Below are 17384 nucleotides of genomic sequence, written 5' to 3'. Positions count from 1 at the left end.
ATTGGTAGATTAGTGAATCAGTGGGTTTTATAGTTTGGAATTTGTTCATAAAAAAAGGGTTCGATATTCAACCGAACTCTTCTAAAATTTATTATAAACGATTCATAATGTCTTCTTTAATAGTAAGTAACTTTTGTTCACTATTTTGTAAAGAACTATCTTTTACACCAAAGTAAAACTTAATCTTCGGCTCAGTTCCAGATGGACGTAGGCAGAACCATGAACCATCCTCTAATTGATATTTTAACACATTTGATTTCGGTAAGTGAATCTCTTCTTTATGTCCATCTTGTAAAGATGTAACGATGCTGGCTTTATAGTCTTCAACTGCTACGACTGTTAAGCCTGCTACTTCTTTCGGCGGATTCCCACGGAACGTTGCCATCATCTCTTGGATTTTTTCCGCTCCATCTTTTCCTTTTAACGTTAACAATACAAGGTCTTCACAGAAGAAGCCGTACTTCTCAAATACTTCTAATAGACCGTCATATAACGTTTTCCCTTGTGATTTGTAGTATGCAGCTACTTCACATGCAAATAGGACAGATTGTACTGCATCTTTATCACGGCAGAATGGGCGGATTAAGATTGAGTTTATTGTTTTCCTTCTACTATTTTCAGACCTCTTAATTATAAAAGGAAAAGGTATACGATAACTCGTACACCTTTTATCTCTCCTTCATTACTTAGCTACAAAATAATCAGTTACATATTTCGCCCAAATATCATGTCCTTTTTCACTCGGGAAACCGAATTCTTCTTGTAGGTATGGTAAAATTGCTTTCGTTGAAGCATCTGGCCATGCTCCCCAATGATCAATATATGTATAATTATTTTGTGTTGCAAATTGTTTTAATGCTTCAATGGATTTCGGATAATTTTTCGCACCATACACTGGATTTGATGGTTGAATCATAATCGTAGCACCCTTTGCACTAGTAGAAAGTGCTTGAACGAACTTCTGTGTATTCGCGACAGAGTTTCCATTACCAGTTTTACCGTTATCAGTAATAAATGGTGGCTCAAATAAGATCACATCTGGATTCTCTTTTGCAATCTCTTTATCACGTTTATTCTTAATTAACTCTTCTGTGCTTTCACCCTTGTATTCCTTTACAGTCACATTCCATAAACCTTTACCGTAAGCAGTTTCTAAATTAGCTGTTAACTTAGCTGCCCAAGCATTTTTTTCAGATGAAGAAGCTTCATCACCAACGATAACAAGATTTACTGCCTTTTTATCCTCAGCAGCTTTCTTTAACTTCTCTTTCACTGCATCTGGCAAGTTCTTCGCGTATGCTTCGTTAAAAGATGACTTCGCATCTTGTTTTTTCTCTTCCTTTTTCTCTTCTTTTTTCTCTTCTTTCTTTGCTCCGCTATCTTTCACTTCAGCCTTTGTTTTCGTTACTTCACTAGTTTGTCCTGTTGCATTCGCAATCTTCTTATTCCAGTATAGTTTACCGCTCACAATCGAAGCTACAAACAATACAAAAATAACAAGGACAAGTACTGCTTTCTTATTCATCGATTCACCTCATCTATTAATCTCACAATATATAATACTAATATAAATCCATGCAAAAATAAACCCAACTCCTTCCAAAGGAGTTGGGTTATTACATATTACTTAGTCACTTCAAGATGCGCTCTTAACTTATTCGTTAAATCTTGTTTCGCTGCATCCGGAACATAATAGTACCAAATACCATCGGCAGCTTTGTGTCCGTCACCCGGGATTTGGATATCCTCACTGTTTTTCAAGCACTCTTTATAGTTCTTTTGCATATCAAACATTTGATCTTGCGTTAAGTTTGTCTTCACGTTCTTTTGAATTGCTGTAAGTACATCTCCATAGCTTGCTAAAGAGGAGAAATTTGCGCCCTTCTTAATAACAGCTTGCATTACTTGGCGTTGACGCATTTGACGTCCGAAGTCACCACGCGGGTCTTCTTTACGCATGCGTGTAAATGCTAGAGCTTGATCACCTGTTAAATGCACATTACCTTTAGCAAAGTGATGACCATTTTGTGTAAACTCTAAATCATTATTTACATCTACTCCACCTACTGCATCGACAATATCTTTAAACCCTTCCATATTCACTTCAATATAGTAATTGATAGGAATATTTAAGAATTTTTCTACTGTGGCTACAGACATATCTACACCACCAAATGCGTAAGCATGGTTGATTTTATCACTTTTGCCTTTTCCAATAATCTCTGTATATGTATCACGAGGGATACTTACTGTTTTCATTGAATTATTCTTAGGGTTTAATGTGATGACCATTAAAGAATCTGAACGTCCTTTGTCTTCACCACGTTCATCGGCCCCTAATAATAGGATTGAAACTGGTGCTGATTTACTGATTTTTTCTTCTTGTTTATTACCTTCATCACGCTTTAATGGTTTATGAACTTCATCTAATGTTTTTGAGACTTTTGAGTACACATTATAGGCATATACTCCACCACCTATAATCATTACTCCTATAATCCCTAGTATCCATAATAGGATTTTCTTTTTCATTGCTATAGACCTCTTCTTTCATTTATTCTGAATAAATGCTCAGATAATACTAAAACTAATTTAGCCTATTATACTAAGAATGGAATTCTATAACTAGTATATTCTCTGCTCAGTAACCAAGCCTTTAATCATGTTACTTTATAATAATCTACATACCAATTAGCAAACTCTTGTAATCCTTTTTGGATAGATGTCTCAGGTTTAAAATCAACAGCTTTTTGCAATAAATCCGTTGATGCATAAGTAGCTGGTACATCTCCTGGTTTTATGGGCTCAAACACCTTATCAAACTCCACTTCTCTTCCCAAAGCTTGACCTAATGCTTTCTCTAACGTTTCGATAAACACCATTAGTTTTTCAGGATTATTATTTCCAATATTGAATACTTTATGTTCAACATCACCTTCAGGTGGATTACTCAAAAGACGTTGGATTCCTTCAACAATATCATCTATATAAGTAAAATCACGATATAGATCGTTTTTAAAATCACCATTATTAAATATTTTAATTGAATCGCCAGCAAAATATTTATCAGTAAAACCAAAGTAAGCCATATCTGGGCGCCCCATTGGACCATATACTGTAAAGAACCGAAGTCCAGTTGCAGGGATTTTGTACAAATGACTATATGTATGTGCCATTAGTTCATTTGATTTCTTAGTAGATGCATAAAGTGATACTGGATTGTCCACAAAATCTGTTTCCTCAAACGGAACTTTTTTATTAGCACCATAAACAGAACTAGATGATGCATATACAAGGTGATCTACTGGATAATGTCTACAAGCTTCAAGGATATTATAAAAGCCAATAATATTACTTTGAATATATACATCTGGATTTTCAATCGAATATCTTACACCCGCTTGTGCAGCTAAATTTACAACAATATTAGGTTTGTTCTCTTCAAAAATCTGAGTAATTATATCTTTATCAGAAATATCACCTTTAATAAAAGTAAATTTTGCATACGGCTTTAGTTGTTCTAAACGAGCATATTTAAGATTTACATCATAATAGTCATTTATATTATCGACTCCTATTACTTGGCAACCTTCTTCTAATAATTCCTTACATAAGAAATATCCAACAAAGCCTGCCGCCCCAGTAACAAGGTATACTTTACTATTATCTAGAGGCTTGTAATTCAATATTATCCGACTCCTTCATACGTTCTCTATTTGTAGACTTTCTCCCTATAGAATGATACTCTATCCCAGCTTCTTGCATCACTGGAACATCATAAATATTTCTTCCATCGTATACTAGGGGGGTTCTCATTAATTTCTTATAACTTTTTGGAGTTAATTCTTTTACCTCTCCCCATTCTGTAAAAATAAAGCAAACGTTTGCACCCTCTAAAGCTTTTTCGACATTAGCAACATATGTAATATTACCATTCTTATTTTTACCCTCTGGATACACCTTAGCAAAGTTGTTTGCACCCACTGGATCAAACGCGTAAATATCTGCACCTTGCTCTAATAGTAGAGGGATATTTTCGAGAGAAGCAGCTTCTCTTAAGTCGTCTGTACCAGGCTTAAATGTCAACCCTAATACTGCCACTTTAAGACCATTAAAAGTAATTAGCCTTTGACTCGCTTTTTTGTATAATAAAGTCTTTTGATCTTTATTCACATCTATTGCAGCTTGTACTGTTCTTAATTCATAACCATTTTGTCTCGCTAAATATTCTAATGCCTTTGTATCTTTAGGGAAGCATGACCCTCCAAATCCAATACCAGCATTTAAAAATTTACTTCCAATACGCTCATCAAAACTCATACCTTTTGCAACGTCTTGGATATCTGCTCCAACTAGCTCACAAAGATTTGCAATATCATTCATATAAGAAATTTTAAGGGCTAAGAAATCATTAGAGGCATATTTAATCATTTCAGCTGAACGTCTGTTTACTGAAACGACAGGTAAATGAAATGGCTTATAAAGATTCGTTAATACCTCTTCTGCCCATTTACTTTCTGTACCGATAACAATTCTTTCTGCATATAATGTATCATGAACAGCGGAACCTTGAGCTAAAAATTCTGGGTTTGATGCCACTTCAACTTTCACATTATTAACTAAAAAGTCTTGAATAAACTGCTCTACTTTATCATTTGTTCCAATTGGAACAGTAGATTTTACAATAACAAGACAATCTTTTTCTACACTTTCGGCAATTTGTTTTGCCACAGTTGCAATATATGAAAGGTTTGCAGAACCATCAGCCTGCTCTGGAGTTCCAACTCCAATGAAAATAGCATCTGCATCTTTATATGCTGACTTGTAATCTGTTGTATAATTAATTCTTCCAGCACCATAATTTTTCTGCATTAATTCCTCTAAATCAGCTTCATAAATTGGTGAAACACCTGATTTCATTAACTCTACTTTTTTTTCATCAATATCAACACAAGTTACTTGATGCCCCACTTCTGCAAAACATACACCTGCTACTAAGCCTACATAACCTGTTCCTGCTACTGCTATTTTATACATAGCTATTGTCCTTTCTGTAACTCTTTAGCCATACCTAATTTATCTTTCCAAAATAAATTTAGACAGCTAAAAATCATAATTTTCCAAGGATTACACAAACAAAACGATCTAATTTTAATATTATCCATTAATTTTTATTTATTAACGATCCACAGTGTTCTTCTACTTCCTCCCACTGCATAAATATACGCACAATATCCTCCTCAATTAACTGAGAACCTGTTTGTACTTCAATAAATTCCATATCAGTATCAGCCTTAATGCCGTGTTTAGCCTGAACAGGAATTACCAATACGTCCCCAGCACTTACAGTACGAATTTCATCATTTAATGCAAATTGCCCTTTTCCTTTTATAATCGTCCATACTTCACTTCGAGCATAATGCTTTTGGTAACTTAAATTACATCCTGCCTTAACACCAATTCTTTTTGTTAAAACTTCATTTCCTTCATGGAATTGCGTATAGTCAAGAACCCTATACCAACCCCAACGACGTTCCTCATACATCGGGCGTTGGTTAAACCCCTTTAATATATCCTTTATTCTTGGACTAGAGCTTTTATCAGTTACTAATATACCATCAGGGCTTGCTGCAACAACTGCATCTTTAATACCTAATATGGTTACTGGAATATCTAACTCATTTATTAAATGAGTATTCATTGAGTCTTCACTAATAATTCCTTTACCTAAAATCTCTGTATCCATTTCTTCTGTTAACGTATTCCATGTACCTAAATCTTTCCAATCCCCATTATATGAAAGTGCAACTATTTTCCTAGCCTTTTCTACCACTTCATAGTCAAAGCTGATTTTTTCCATATTTTTATACTTCCCTATTAATTCTTCATATTGAACTGGTAAACCCTTTTTTCGTAACAAAGATATGATATATTCTAGTCTAAAGGCAAATACCCCACAATTCCATAAGGCATTATGCTCAATTAAATTTCTCGCATCATCGGCCGTTGGTTTTTCTTTAAAATGACTAACCTCAATATACTCACCTTCATTATTATTTACTGGCACTAAGTACCCATACTTTTCTGATGGGTAGGTGGGCTGCACTCCAATCAATGCAAGGTCTGCATCTGAATCATGTAATGTACTTTCCAAATTTTTTATTCTTTCAAAAAACTGATCATCAACATAAGGATCTACAGGTAAAACCCCTATTACTTCATTTAGGTCCGTCCCTTTGACCGAATAAAGATAGGTAGCCGCCAAGGCAATGGCTGGAAAAGTATCCCGACGCTCTGGTTCGATAATTAGTGGGACGTGATTTCCTAACTGACTATTAATCATATCTACTTGTGATTTACTAGTCGCTATTATTGTTGATTTATTTAAATTTACTCTTTCTAATTGTCTCCAAACCCTCTGAACCATAGATTCTAACTTTCCTTCATTATCCAAAACCCTTAAAAATTGTTTTGATCTAGAATCATTAGACAATGGCCATAAACGCTTCCCAGAACCACCTGATAATAAAATTAATTCCATTATTTACCCTCCAAAAAAATCAAAATATGTGTAATTCGAACCACATTAAATACAAAATCCATACCAAACCTAATAAATTATTCTAATTTATTAGTAATAATATTTACCAAAAAAGATAAGACATAGCGAATTCTAAAGCAAAAATGCTCAACTAAAACACATACTTATAGTTCACTTTAAATATCAATGTTAAGTCTCTAATTGTTCATTTTTTCATAGTGTTTTTTTGCCTTTAACATCTATCATTCTACCAATCTCTTTTATTCCTATCTTAAACATCTCTAAAGGATTCGTACTTAACAAAGTTATTACTTCATAAGGCCACATCCAATTATTGTAAAACATTTGAACGATACCTTGTCCTATAATTAATCCCCATATACCCAGGGGAGTTAATTCAATAAGTAGTATCGCCAAAATAACCCCCAAGAAACTTGAAATTAAAAAGGGTTTCATATATGTTACTCGATTTGTGTTAGATATAAATGATGCGTAATAAGAATGATGTTTAAGTAAAAAATCGTACATTGCCAATCCAAGTAATATCGGTATATTGAATGACAGATCTGAATTTACTAACTTAAATAAAGGTATTCCAATTATCACCAAAACAATTATACCTATCCAAAATAATAAACAATACACCGTCATAGCGGTTGACATTAGTTTCTTCGAATCATACATTTTATTATTTATATATGCGGACTGTAAAGCCGGCTGGTATGCTGTATATAATGCCCCGGATATGGCTGAAACAGCTGTAATTAATTGTATTGATATTGAATATATCCCTGTCGTTGTTAAATCAAAATAGATTGAAGCTATGATTACAGATGCTTGGCTTGTAAAATATCTAGATACTGAGACTAAACCATCTCGCCACGCATTATGCCATACTATACTAAAAGTTTCTTTTATATCCGAAAATTTAATTTCAATACAGGTATCCTTAATGCGTTTTCCTATATCTTCATAGTTATAAAATGCTCTTTTAGATAAAATTCTAAATATGAATCCATAACCTAAATAAGCTATCGAAACTGCAATCAAACCAAATCCTTGGAATAAAAGTACAACAGAAACTATAATTTGTATTGTTCTAGATATAATATTAGCAATATTAGTTTCTCCAATTGCACCTACTCCACGTAAAAAAACGGTGTAGTATCCATAATAAATATTAAAAAATACAGCTACTATATAAATAAACCATGCCATGATATGGTTATAGCCATTGAGATTATGGGATACATTTAATATATATATTGTTCCTACTGTTAATAATATCAGCCCTGCAAGTAAAGAAATAATTAAATAAATTTGTTCACAGGTGATAATCACTTTTTTTAACAATCCTATGTTGGGTTCTTGGTTATTAACAAAAATAACATCTGTTCTATTTAATTTTTCGGCACCACTCCAACAATATGCAACATTTCTTGCCAGTGTCGGATTGAATCCAAAATCAAATAATGTAACTATTGCTCCAATACTTAAAAACACATACCATAAACCTAACTCCTCCCCACTCAGAAAATACGTCATAAATGGGAGTATTATAAAATTAGTCCCCAAAGTCATAAAGGTCCCAATGTAATTCCAAATAATATCATTCTTTCTTACTTTCATTAGTATTCGCATCCTTAAATGCACAATTGAATGCATCCTTAAATTTTTTTATAATCATTTTTTCATCATGATGCTTAATAAACTCATTAAAATCCTTATTAGCTGTTGTATTAAATTTAATACAATCTAACTTATCAAAAAATCCTCTTACATCATTAACCCCTATACATAAATTTGGATATTTCTCTTCGTAGTGTTTTACAATAGGTACATTATTTGCTATAACAACCTTATAATTAGATAATGCATCGTAAATGACTCCACTAACTCTATATTTGAAAGTATTAGGCAATGGTACAAAAACTGTTTTACATTTTTTTGTATAATAGTCATATTCCTCCTTAGGTAGATATCCAGATATCACCTTTAGGTTATCATTATCAAATTTATATTTTTTTGATCTTAATACAACATGTAAATTCGAATTCTTTAAATAATTTGTTTTTATTTCTTCATCAATTATCTGTTTTATAAACCCCTCATCATTACTGTTACTTAATCCGATACAGTCATATATAAAATTATCCTCGTCCGAAACTGAAGGGCTAAAAATCGGATGTGGGATTACATGAATTCTTTTTTCCTCTACCCCTATCTCATTTATTAAATACTCTTTAAAAAACTCCTCAAATACTATATGGTTCACCTTGTTCATATAAGTTTTGAACAAGAACCTTTTTATTTTACTATTTAGTTCATCTATATTTTTATGATGTAAAATAAAAGTATTATTGGATTTTATCCATAACCAGCCTAATGCAAATGCTATTGTATCAAATGTCAAAACAACTTTAATGCTGTCTTTATTATTTGTAATTGCTTTTCTAGTTTTTATCATAGAAATAAGGGATTGTAATTTCCTAGTCACCATATTATTTCCATCATCCTTAATAGGTATTTCCTCAAGCTCAATACCTATCCAATCCCTTTTATAATCTGAGTAATAATTATCTTTTGCCACAACTTTAACATGCCCTACTTGTGTGAGATATTGGATCATGTTATTGTATAATGCAACATGATTTTTCGGAAAAAGATAGTCTAGTATTAAAATATTCACTTTAATCCCCTCTCGTTTTTATATAAAAACTTAAATTTTATACTTTTCATTCACTTTTCTCTTTACAGGATATTTTTTCCTTATCTAAATCCAGCAAACCTATTATTAAAGCTGTGACACCAAAAATCGATATCGTTACCGAATATGAGTAAAAAAGTAAAAACCAAAAACCACCAATCATCATCCATGGAGATTTATGAAATTTAGAAATAATAATCTTAAACATCCATACAAAAAATACTAGACCTATAACTCCATTGGTTAGATATAAAGTATTAAATGTTTCATGCATCATATAGTAAAGGCCATTATTAAGTTGCCACGCTGAGTACGCAAACTCATCTGCTCCAATAAACAAAGATAAATTATCTTGTATCGTCCCTAAATAGCCTTTACCTGTCAAAACAAACCAAGGCTTTTCAAAATATTCACTGGTTATGTTGAAAATTTGTGTGATTCTCATTTTAGGAGAACTAGGCATATTATCTAACCAACCACTTCCAAATAAAAACATTGAAGAAGCTTGTTCTAATTTTGTCGAAAATAAAAAACTATTCCCAGATATAGATGGTACAATAAATTTTAATGATAAATATATAGTAAAGAAACCTATTATTAAGGTAAAAAACGTAGCAATATACCGTTTTCTTCTTAATTGTATAATTAATATCGCCATAGGTACTAGCATAGCTGTAAGAATCATTTTTCCATTTGTATTATAGATTAGTCCCAATATTAATACAGTACCTGTAATTAACACCAAAATAACCTTCATTTTCTTGTTATAATCCTTATAAAAAGGTAACAAGATTGTACAGATTAATAACATTATAATGTTACTTACTTGTAGAGAAGGTAATCCTCCCCTATTCCCATAATTCCCAAACAAAAGTGAGCTTACAAGAGTAACTGCAAGACTAACAATAATCGCTAATAAACATTGCTTTATTTCATTTATTTCTTTCAAATTATGTTTGACTATTGTATAAATAACTAGTACCTCTATCGCTACAAGTATAAACATATAACTAGCATCAATAAACATACTAAAACTTGTAATTTTGCTTAAAATATTATTATCATTTATTAGTAAGCAAAATAATCCCATGAAGAAAGCTACAGGTGTTAATATATATACTCCTTTTATAAATACACCTGTATAACCTTTCGTCTTAAAGGGATTTTGTATAGACCCATTTATTATGAATTTTAAAAATGGTAGCAAAATGAATATTACACCCAAATTAATACCCGCTATTTTAAATTCTTTAAATCCATAAAATTTATCTACGCCAACAAATAAAGCTGATTCCATACTTGTACTCAGGAATATAACATAAAGACATAAATATTTAACATCTTGTCCTTTTATTAAACACCTAATTAACAAAAATATTTGTACAGCAGCCAATAAACACATAATAGGGAAATTAGCATAATATAAACTATTCAATAAACTAACTATACTTGCTATAAGTATATAATTTATATTAAATACCTTTACTTCATACTCTTCTGATTTATCCATATTTATAGCTCTTCCTTTTCAGATTCCTATTTATCAAGTTTATACTGCTTAATAAAATCTACTAACGTTTCATCAAAACTTATTTTGCTTAAAAGTTCTTCTGCTCTATGATTCAATTGTTTTTTATTATTAGAATCATTTATATACTCAATTATTTGTTCATCACACTCGCTATTAATATCAATAGAAATCCCTAGATTAAATTCTTTTACTTGATTTGCTACATCGAATACAAAAGGAGTTGTTATAATTTTCATGCCACTTTGCACGTATTCAAGAAACTTATTAGGATATGCAACATTATTTGTAATAAAATCTTTCCGGATTAAAAAGGCATAATCACCCGCGCATAATACCTTTTCTACATCTTGGGCATTTACACTATCTGTAATAATCTCTGAATATCCTTTAATCATAGGTGAAATTTTTTCTATTTGATGAGATAAAATTAGTAACTTAACCTTCGCATTAGACTTGGATTTTATATTAGAAAAAGTCTTGATAGATTCATTAATACATTGCCAAGGAGAAAAGCCACCTGAATATATAAATAATACTTCATCTGCCTTCACATTATATTTTTTTCGATATTTTTCCCTATTGATTAATTTAATCTCTGGATCATTCCTTTTATTTTCAATCGCACATGGAACTACATAATGTTTAAAATTTTTCAGGTTATATTCTTTATCTAAGTAGTCTGCTAATGCATTTGAAACTACTAAAGAACCATCTAATTGATGTAAGTACTTACGTTCACTATTTTTAACATAATTGTACAAAAAGGATTTATATGTTTTTTGTATCATATTACCACTGTTGAATTCTAATAATTCTTCTTTTGCTCCATGAATATCCGCTATTATTGGTAGATCCTTTCGATTTTTCTTTATTATCGGTGCAAATGAAAATGTACCGATACCCGATAAAATAACGCACTTATAGTTCTCTGTTTTTATAAGTTCCATGAGTAACCTCTTACTTTTTTTAAACGCACTATAAACACTAATCGGATTATGTTGGTTACATGAAATAGGAATAACTCTGCTATTATTTCCTATTTCTTCATTTCTTGACCTAATCTTCTTTTCATCACAAATTACAATGAAATCGGTTGTAATATTCCATTTCTCATATAAGGCCTTTGCCCGATTTTTTATCAATCGTAATTCACCACAAGTATTAAGTACATTTCTTGTGGTAATAAATAAGATCTTATTCATATCTAATCTCCTTATATTAAACTCAAAAAATTGCTACCAAATATATTTATTATTCTATATACATTTTTTTATTTCTTCTAAATATGCATTAATAACAATTTCCCTATTAAATTCCCTTTCTACTTTAACTCTACCATTCATTCCCATTTTCTTTTTGGAAATATAGTCTAATTCCAAAAACCCTTCCATTTTCTCTATAAGATCTTGGCTGTCTTGTTGTTTTACAATATATCCATTAAATCCAGCTTCAACTATTTCACGACAACCACTTCGATTAGTGGTAATAACAGGTCTACCACAAGCGGCACTTTCCAGTAAAACATTTGACATTCCCTCTGGATAATATGTTGGGTGTATTGTACAATGAGAGATTTTATGGAACGCTCTTATATCACTTTGCATTCCATGATATTGGATAATACCCCCATCTTGCATTTCTATTATTTTTTTTTCATACGCATCCTCACAAAAACCTAAAATATGAAAGATTGTATTTGGATACTTTTCTTTAATATATTTAGCGGCATCTAAATACTGATCAATACCTTTTTCTTTCATTACACGAGCAATGAACAAAAAATTTACTACTGTATCTGATGGATACTCTAACATAGAATAGTAATTAAGATTAACCCCTGATCCCGGTATCAATCTACCTCTACCATCAATAATTTTTTTTCTAAAAAAAAAGTCTTTGTTTTCTTTATTTTGAAAGAATATACATTTCGCATCTGTTAATGCTAATTTATATAAAGCTAAGGTGATTTTTTGCAGGAACCCCTCTTTTTCTACAGCGGTTCCCAATCCCGTAATATTTGTTATATATGGAACGCCACTTAACTTACAAGCTAAACCACCATAAACGTTAGGCTTTATCGTATACGTTAAAACTACATCCGGTTTTACATCTTTAATAATTTTTTTATAATTAATAAATAACTTTAAATCAGTTATTGGATTAGTACCTCTTCTACTAATTGGTGTATCAATGAACTCACACCCTATTTCCTTCAATTGATGTATAAATTCACCATCCGGAAGTGAGATATAAACTTTATATTCTTTCACTAATTCTTGTATAAGTTCTTTTCTAAATTTATATAATCCAACATCGTTATTCGCTAATATTAAAACCTTTTTCATTTTATAATCTCCTAGATGGAACCCCTACATAAGTCCCTAATTCAGTTATATCCTTAACAATAACGGTTCCTGCACCAATCCTACAACCACTGGCAATATTAATATTATTACTTACCACAGTGCCAATACCTAGCCAAGTACCTTTTCCAACCTTTATTGTACCCGCTAAATGTGTACCTGGAGATATATGCACATAATCTTCAATAATATTATCATGATCTATTGTAGAAGCAGTATTAATGATGCAACCTTTTCCGATTTGAGTACAGCAATTAATTACTGTACCCGCCATAACTACTGTACCCGGTTCCAGAGAAACTTGTGCTCCAATAATTGCATTTGGATGAATTAAAACTGGTATACTCGCTCCCTGAGACTCAAGTTGCTCTTGAATATTTTCGCGTATAGTATTATTGCCAACACCCACAAAAATATCGTAATCCTTTATATATCTCGGAAGGTCCGTTGAATTTCCAATAATCTCTATACCCATTGAAACTTTCACATTCTCACTATCATCAAGAAAGGCAACATACTCCCACTTATTCATTTTTAATGCAATATCAGCTATAACCTTTCCATGTCCGCCAGCACCTATTATAAGAAGTTTTGTTTTCATAGCTCCATACTTCCTTTTTGATTTCCCTTAAATGGTTCCATCGTAACAGCAGTTTCTGAATTGATTCCTTCTCTTATAAAAACCTTCTTAATTGTTAAAAGGATAATCTTCCAATCTGTAGTGAAACTTACATTATCTACATACTCTACATCATAATTAAACTTTTCTTCCCAACTAATAGTATTGCGACCATTAACTTGTGCTAAACCCGATAATCCCGGTCTAACTTCATGACGTCGTTTTTGATGTTCATTATATAATGGTAAATACTGAACTAATAAAGGTCTAGGTCCTATAATTGACATATCACCTTTAAAAATATTAAAAAGCCCTGGTAATTCATCGAGTGATGTTGAACGTAAAAATTTACCGAACTTAGTAAGCCTTACGCTATCAGGTAGTAACTCACCATTTTCATTTTTTTCATCTGTCATCGTTCTAAATTTATACATTTTAAAAATAGTTCCATTTAATCCTGGTCTCTCTTGCTTAAATAATACCGGACTACCCAATCTTGTTTTTACAAGAAAAGCCACTATAAGGAATACTGGACTAAGCATTATAATAGCAATTAAAGACAGTATAAAATCCATCGGCCTTTTTATAAACCTACCATAGATGCCAACTTTAGAACTCCTCATTATGCTATCCACAACCCTTTAATAATTTTCACAACTTTTTCTAGATCTACTTCTGTCATCTTCGTATCGCTTGGTAAACATATACCATTCTCAAAAAGTTTTTCTGATACATCTGTACCAACAAAATCATATTTCTCAAAGAACGGTTGCATATGCATTGGCTTCCAAACTGGTCTAGATTCAATATTTTCTTTTTCAAGGGCTTCCATCACATCAATTGGACGGATCTTACCGTTTAGTGTCATAGAACTTAGCCAATAGTTTGGTTCATTCCACTCATTACTAGGCATAAATTCAATTCCTTCAAGATTTCCTAATTCTCTCTTATAAAAATCAAATATGTATCTTTTCTTTTGAACCCTTTGATCTAATACTTTAAGTTGTCCTCTACCAATTCCAGCAACTACATTACTCATACGATAGTTAAATCCTAATTCACTATGTTGATAATGTCTTGCCTGGTCTCTACTTTGAGTAGCCCAAAACCTTACCTTTGAAACTCTTTCTTCATCATTAGAAACAAGCATACCGCCACCAGAAGTAGTAATGATTTTATTACCATTAAAAGAAAAAATACCATAATCTCCAAAACTACCTGTATGTTTACCTTTATAATAAGTTCCCAAAGATTCAGCAGCATCTTCAATTAAAGTAACATCGTATTTTTTACAAAGTTCAACAATCTTATCCATATCCGCAGACAGACCATAAAGGTGAACCACGATAATCGCCTTTACATTCGGATATTTTTTAAAAGCCTCTTCCAATGCTTTAGGACACATATTCCAAGTTTCATAATCACTATCTATGAAAACAGGAGTAGCATTTTGATAAATGATTGGATTTGCTGTGGCTGAGAATGTAAGTGTTTGACAAAAAACCACATCACCTTCTGCTACTCCAGCTGCTTTTAATGCCATATGAATTGCAGCTGTTCCAGAAGATAGTGCTGCCGCTGCATTAGACCCTACTTTCATAGCTAATTCTTTTTCAAATCCATTTACATTTTCCCCAAGTGGTGCAATCCAATTTGTATCGAAAGCTTCCTTCACATAATGCATTTCATAACCTTCATCACTCATATGTGGTGATGAAAGAAATATTCTATCTCCCATTTTTAAAACTTCCTTCCCTTGAATTAATTTTTAAGATTTACTTTATTATTTGCGATATCTAATAGTCGTTCTCTTATTTCTTCTTTACTAATTCCTTCAAAGTCATTCATAAACTGCCTTAAAATCCCTTGATCAATTAAAACAGCCTTTCCTATATGAATTTTAGGGAAAATTTGTTCTGGATGAATTTCACCTTCATTTAATAACTCTTCATACATTTTTTCACCTGGTCTTAGTCCAGTAAATTCAATTCCAATTTCTTCAATAGAAAAACCTGAAAGGGTAATTAAATTTTTAGCTAAATCCACAATCCTTACTGGGGCCCCCATATCTAGCACGAACAATTCTCCACCCCTAGCCAGTGTGCCTGCCTGAATAACTAATCTTGAAGCTTCTGGTATTGTCATAAAGTAACGAATCATATCAGGGTGAGTAACTGTTACAGGTCCACCTTTTTGAATTTGTTTCTTAAACAGAGGAATGACACTTCCCCTACTTCCAAGAACATTACCAAATCTAACCGCAACAAAACGTGTACCAGTACTAACCGATGCCATATGCTGCACAATCATTTCTGCAAATCGTTTTGTAGCTCCCATTACATTTGTCGGATTTACAGCTTTATCTGTAGAAACCATAACAAACGTATTCACTTTAAACGTATCTGCCGCTTCAGCTACATTTTTTGTACCAAAAATATTGTTTTTCACAGCTTCTTCTGGATTACGCTCCATTAAAGGAACATGCTTATGTGCAGCTGCATGATACACAATATACGGTTGATGCTTCTTCATTATTTCAAAGATTTTATGACGATCTTGAATATCAGCAATTTCTGTTGTTATTTCCACAGAATCTTTATAAGTGACTCTCATTTCCATCTCAATATTATAAATACTGTTCTCACCATGTCCTAAAAGAACAATTTTAGCTGGTTTATATTTCATCACTTGGCGACATATTTCTGATCCAATTGATCCACCAGCACCTGTTACTAAAATTGTTTTACCTGTAATCTTCTCTCCAATTCCTGCATCATCTAGCTTTATTGGTTCTCTCCCCAATAAATCCTCTACTTGTACATCACGGAATTCATTGACAGAGAGTTTACCATCTAAAAGGTCTTCTAGCATCGGCACAATTTGTGTTTTGGCCTTCGTTTTTCTACACTTCTCAAAAATCTCGTTTATTTGACCTCTACTTAATGAAGGGATTGCGATAATAATATGTTCTATATCATTATCTTCTACAATTTCTTGAATATGATTTGTTGTACCAACAACCGGCACATTATAAATCTCCAATTTTTGCTTATTTCTATCATCATCCACAAACGCAATCGGATACAAATCTGCTTCTTTATTATGTTGTAATTGTCGCACTACCATCGTTCCTGCTGAACCAGCACCGATAATTAATGTTCGTTTTTTATCAGTAGCTTTTGTAATATATGTATCACGGAACATACGCCATACGAAGCGAGAACCGCCGATTAATAATAAATGTAGCATCCATGCGATTGCTAAAATCCGAACATAAATATCATGATTTATAATTTGTTGAACAATTGCTGTTACAATAATGGAAAGTGTAATTGCTTTAAATATTTGTTTTAATTCACCAATACTTGCATATTCCCATGCCTTATTGTATAGCTTATAAATGGCAGCAAAAATATGATGACTACACAATAATGTAATAGAACTAATAATCACTGTCGCTGGGATTTTGTTTAGTACATTTGGATGTATAAACCAATAACTTAAATACACGGCAGTTAATACGATAAATGAATCTAATAAAATTAATAATGAGAGCCTTTTTCGATAACTCAATATACATGTTCCCTTCTTTACATAATTCTTATCTTATTCATAATAAAAAA

Annotated in this window: 14 protein-coding genes and 1 pseudogene; all 15 read right to left on the bottom strand. The window is 32.0% G+C overall.

The genetic code is table 11. The annotated features are described in order from the left end of the window. Nucleotides 1-91: 91 nt before the first annotated feature. A pseudogene (locus tag OXT04_RS20590) lies at nucleotides 92-586 on the bottom strand (phospho-sugar mutase); the annotation flags it as partial. A gap of 96 nt (nucleotides 587-682) precedes the next feature. Next, a complete protein-coding gene (locus OXT04_RS20585) occupies nucleotides 683-1525 on the bottom strand; it encodes an SGNH/GDSL hydrolase family protein (RefSeq protein WP_098570070.1) in 843 nt (280 codons plus the stop codon). 98 nt (nucleotides 1526-1623) lie between these two features. Next, nucleotides 1624-2532 carry a polyisoprenyl-teichoic acid--peptidoglycan teichoic acid transferase TagU gene (tagU, locus tag OXT04_RS20580; RefSeq protein ID WP_098605573.1) on the bottom strand — a complete coding sequence of 303 codons (909 nt, stop codon included), beginning with the start codon at nucleotides 2530-2532 and terminating at the stop codon, nucleotides 1624-1626. A 128-nt stretch (nucleotides 2533-2660) separates the two neighbouring features. Then, entirely contained in the window at nucleotides 2661-3686 is a 1026-nt protein-coding gene (locus OXT04_RS20575; protein WP_098570067.1) for an NAD-dependent epimerase/dehydratase family protein, read from the bottom strand. Next, nucleotides 3664-5037 (bottom strand): UDP-glucose dehydrogenase family protein, encoded by a 1374-nt coding sequence (locus OXT04_RS20570; RefSeq protein ID WP_267417177.1) that lies wholly within the window; start codon nucleotides 5035-5037, stop codon nucleotides 3664-3666. The genes OXT04_RS20575 and OXT04_RS20570 overlap by 23 nt, the downstream gene beginning before the upstream one ends. 127 nt (nucleotides 5038-5164) lie before the next feature. Then, nucleotides 5165-6541 carry a sugar phosphate nucleotidyltransferase gene (locus OXT04_RS20565; protein WP_098605574.1) on the bottom strand — a complete coding sequence of 459 codons (1377 nt, stop codon included), beginning with the start codon at nucleotides 6539-6541 and terminating at the stop codon, nucleotides 5165-5167. A gap of 213 nt (nucleotides 6542-6754) precedes the next feature. Further along, a complete protein-coding gene (gene wzx / locus OXT04_RS20560; protein ID WP_098570062.1) occupies nucleotides 6755-8170 on the bottom strand; it encodes an O-unit flippase-like protein in 1416 nt (471 codons plus the stop codon). Further along, the gene (locus tag OXT04_RS20555) at nucleotides 8151-9230 is read right to left on the bottom strand and encodes a glycosyltransferase family 4 protein (RefSeq protein ID WP_098570061.1); all 1080 of its coding nucleotides are present in this window, start codon (nucleotides 9228-9230) and stop codon (nucleotides 8151-8153) included. Before OXT04_RS20555 ends, wzx begins: the two co-directional genes overlap by 20 nt. 46 nt (nucleotides 9231-9276) lie before the next feature. Continuing rightward, on the bottom strand, nucleotides 9277-10758 hold the full coding sequence (locus tag OXT04_RS20550) for a hypothetical protein (RefSeq protein ID WP_098570059.1): 1482 nt from the start codon (nucleotides 10756-10758) through the stop codon (nucleotides 9277-9279). Nucleotides 10759-10784: 26 nt separating this feature from the next. Beyond that, nucleotides 10785-11981 (bottom strand): glycosyltransferase, encoded by a 1197-nt coding sequence (locus OXT04_RS20545; protein WP_098570058.1) that lies wholly within the window; start codon nucleotides 11979-11981, stop codon nucleotides 10785-10787. Between the two features lie 54 nt (nucleotides 11982-12035). Continuing rightward, nucleotides 12036-13124 (bottom strand): glycosyltransferase family 4 protein, encoded by a 1089-nt coding sequence (locus tag OXT04_RS20540; RefSeq protein ID WP_098570056.1) that lies wholly within the window; start codon nucleotides 13122-13124, stop codon nucleotides 12036-12038. A 1-nt stretch (nucleotide 13125) separates the two neighbouring features. Beyond that, the gene (locus tag OXT04_RS20535) at nucleotides 13126-13743 is read right to left on the bottom strand and encodes an acetyltransferase (RefSeq protein ID WP_097988143.1); all 618 of its coding nucleotides are present in this window, start codon (nucleotides 13741-13743) and stop codon (nucleotides 13126-13128) included. Beyond that, entirely contained in the window at nucleotides 13740-14384 is a 645-nt protein-coding gene (locus OXT04_RS20530; RefSeq protein ID WP_098570055.1) for a sugar transferase, read from the bottom strand. Before OXT04_RS20530 ends, OXT04_RS20535 begins: the two co-directional genes overlap by 4 nt. Next, nucleotides 14384-15499 (bottom strand): DegT/DnrJ/EryC1/StrS family aminotransferase, encoded by a 1116-nt coding sequence (locus OXT04_RS20525; RefSeq protein ID WP_098570053.1) that lies wholly within the window; start codon nucleotides 15497-15499, stop codon nucleotides 14384-14386. The genes OXT04_RS20530 and OXT04_RS20525 overlap by 1 nt, the downstream gene beginning before the upstream one ends. 23 nt (nucleotides 15500-15522) lie before the next feature. Beyond that, nucleotides 15523-17334: a polysaccharide biosynthesis protein gene (locus OXT04_RS20520; protein ID WP_098570052.1), complete on the bottom strand. Its 1812-nt coding sequence runs from the start codon at nucleotides 17332-17334 to the stop codon at nucleotides 15523-15525. Between the last annotated feature and the right edge of the window lie 50 nt (nucleotides 17335-17384).

It is taken from the genome of Bacillus sp. GC_Bacil_1, from assembly GCF_026540675.1.
Taxonomy (GTDB): domain Bacteria; phylum Bacillota; class Bacilli; order Bacillales; family Bacillaceae_G; genus Bacillus_A; species Bacillus_A cereus.
The sequence above is the reverse complement of the archived record's forward strand: the minus strand, read 5'-3'. Positions and strand labels throughout refer to the sequence as shown.

Excerpts from the sequence above, each read along its gene's own strand:
- OXT04_RS20585 (WP_098570070.1), bottom strand. The coding sequence starts at position 1,525 with ATGAATAAGAAAGCAGTACTTGTCCTTGTTATTTTTGTATTGTTTGTA.
- tagU (WP_098605573.1), bottom strand. The coding sequence starts at position 2,532 with ATGAAAAAGAAAATCCTATTATGGATACTAGGGATTATAGGAGTAATG.
- OXT04_RS20570 (WP_267417177.1), bottom strand. The coding sequence starts at position 5,037 with ATGTATAAAATAGCAGTAGCAGGAACAGGTTATGTAGGCTTAGTAGCA.
- OXT04_RS20565 (WP_098605574.1), bottom strand. The coding sequence starts at position 6,541 with ATGGAATTAATTTTATTATCAGGTGGTTCTGGGAAGCGTTTATGGCCA.
- wzx (WP_098570062.1), bottom strand. The coding sequence starts at position 8,170 with ATGAAAGTAAGAAAGAATGATATTATTTGGAATTACATTGGGACCTTT.
- OXT04_RS20550 (WP_098570059.1), bottom strand. The coding sequence starts at position 10,758 with ATGGATAAATCAGAAGAGTATGAAGTAAAGGTATTTAATATAAATTAT.
- OXT04_RS20545 (WP_098570058.1), bottom strand. The coding sequence starts at position 11,981 with ATGAATAAGATCTTATTTATTACCACAAGAAATGTACTTAATACTTGT.
- OXT04_RS20540 (WP_098570056.1), bottom strand. The coding sequence starts at position 13,124 with ATGAAAAAGGTTTTAATATTAGCGAATAACGATGTTGGATTATATAAA.
- OXT04_RS20535 (WP_097988143.1), bottom strand. The coding sequence starts at position 13,743 with ATGAAAACAAAACTTCTTATAATAGGTGCTGGCGGACATGGAAAGGTT.
- OXT04_RS20530 (WP_098570055.1), bottom strand. The coding sequence starts at position 14,384 with ATGAGGAGTTCTAAAGTTGGCATCTATGGTAGGTTTATAAAAAGGCCG.
- OXT04_RS20525 (WP_098570053.1), bottom strand. The coding sequence starts at position 15,499 with ATGGGAGATAGAATATTTCTTTCATCACCACATATGAGTGATGAAGGT.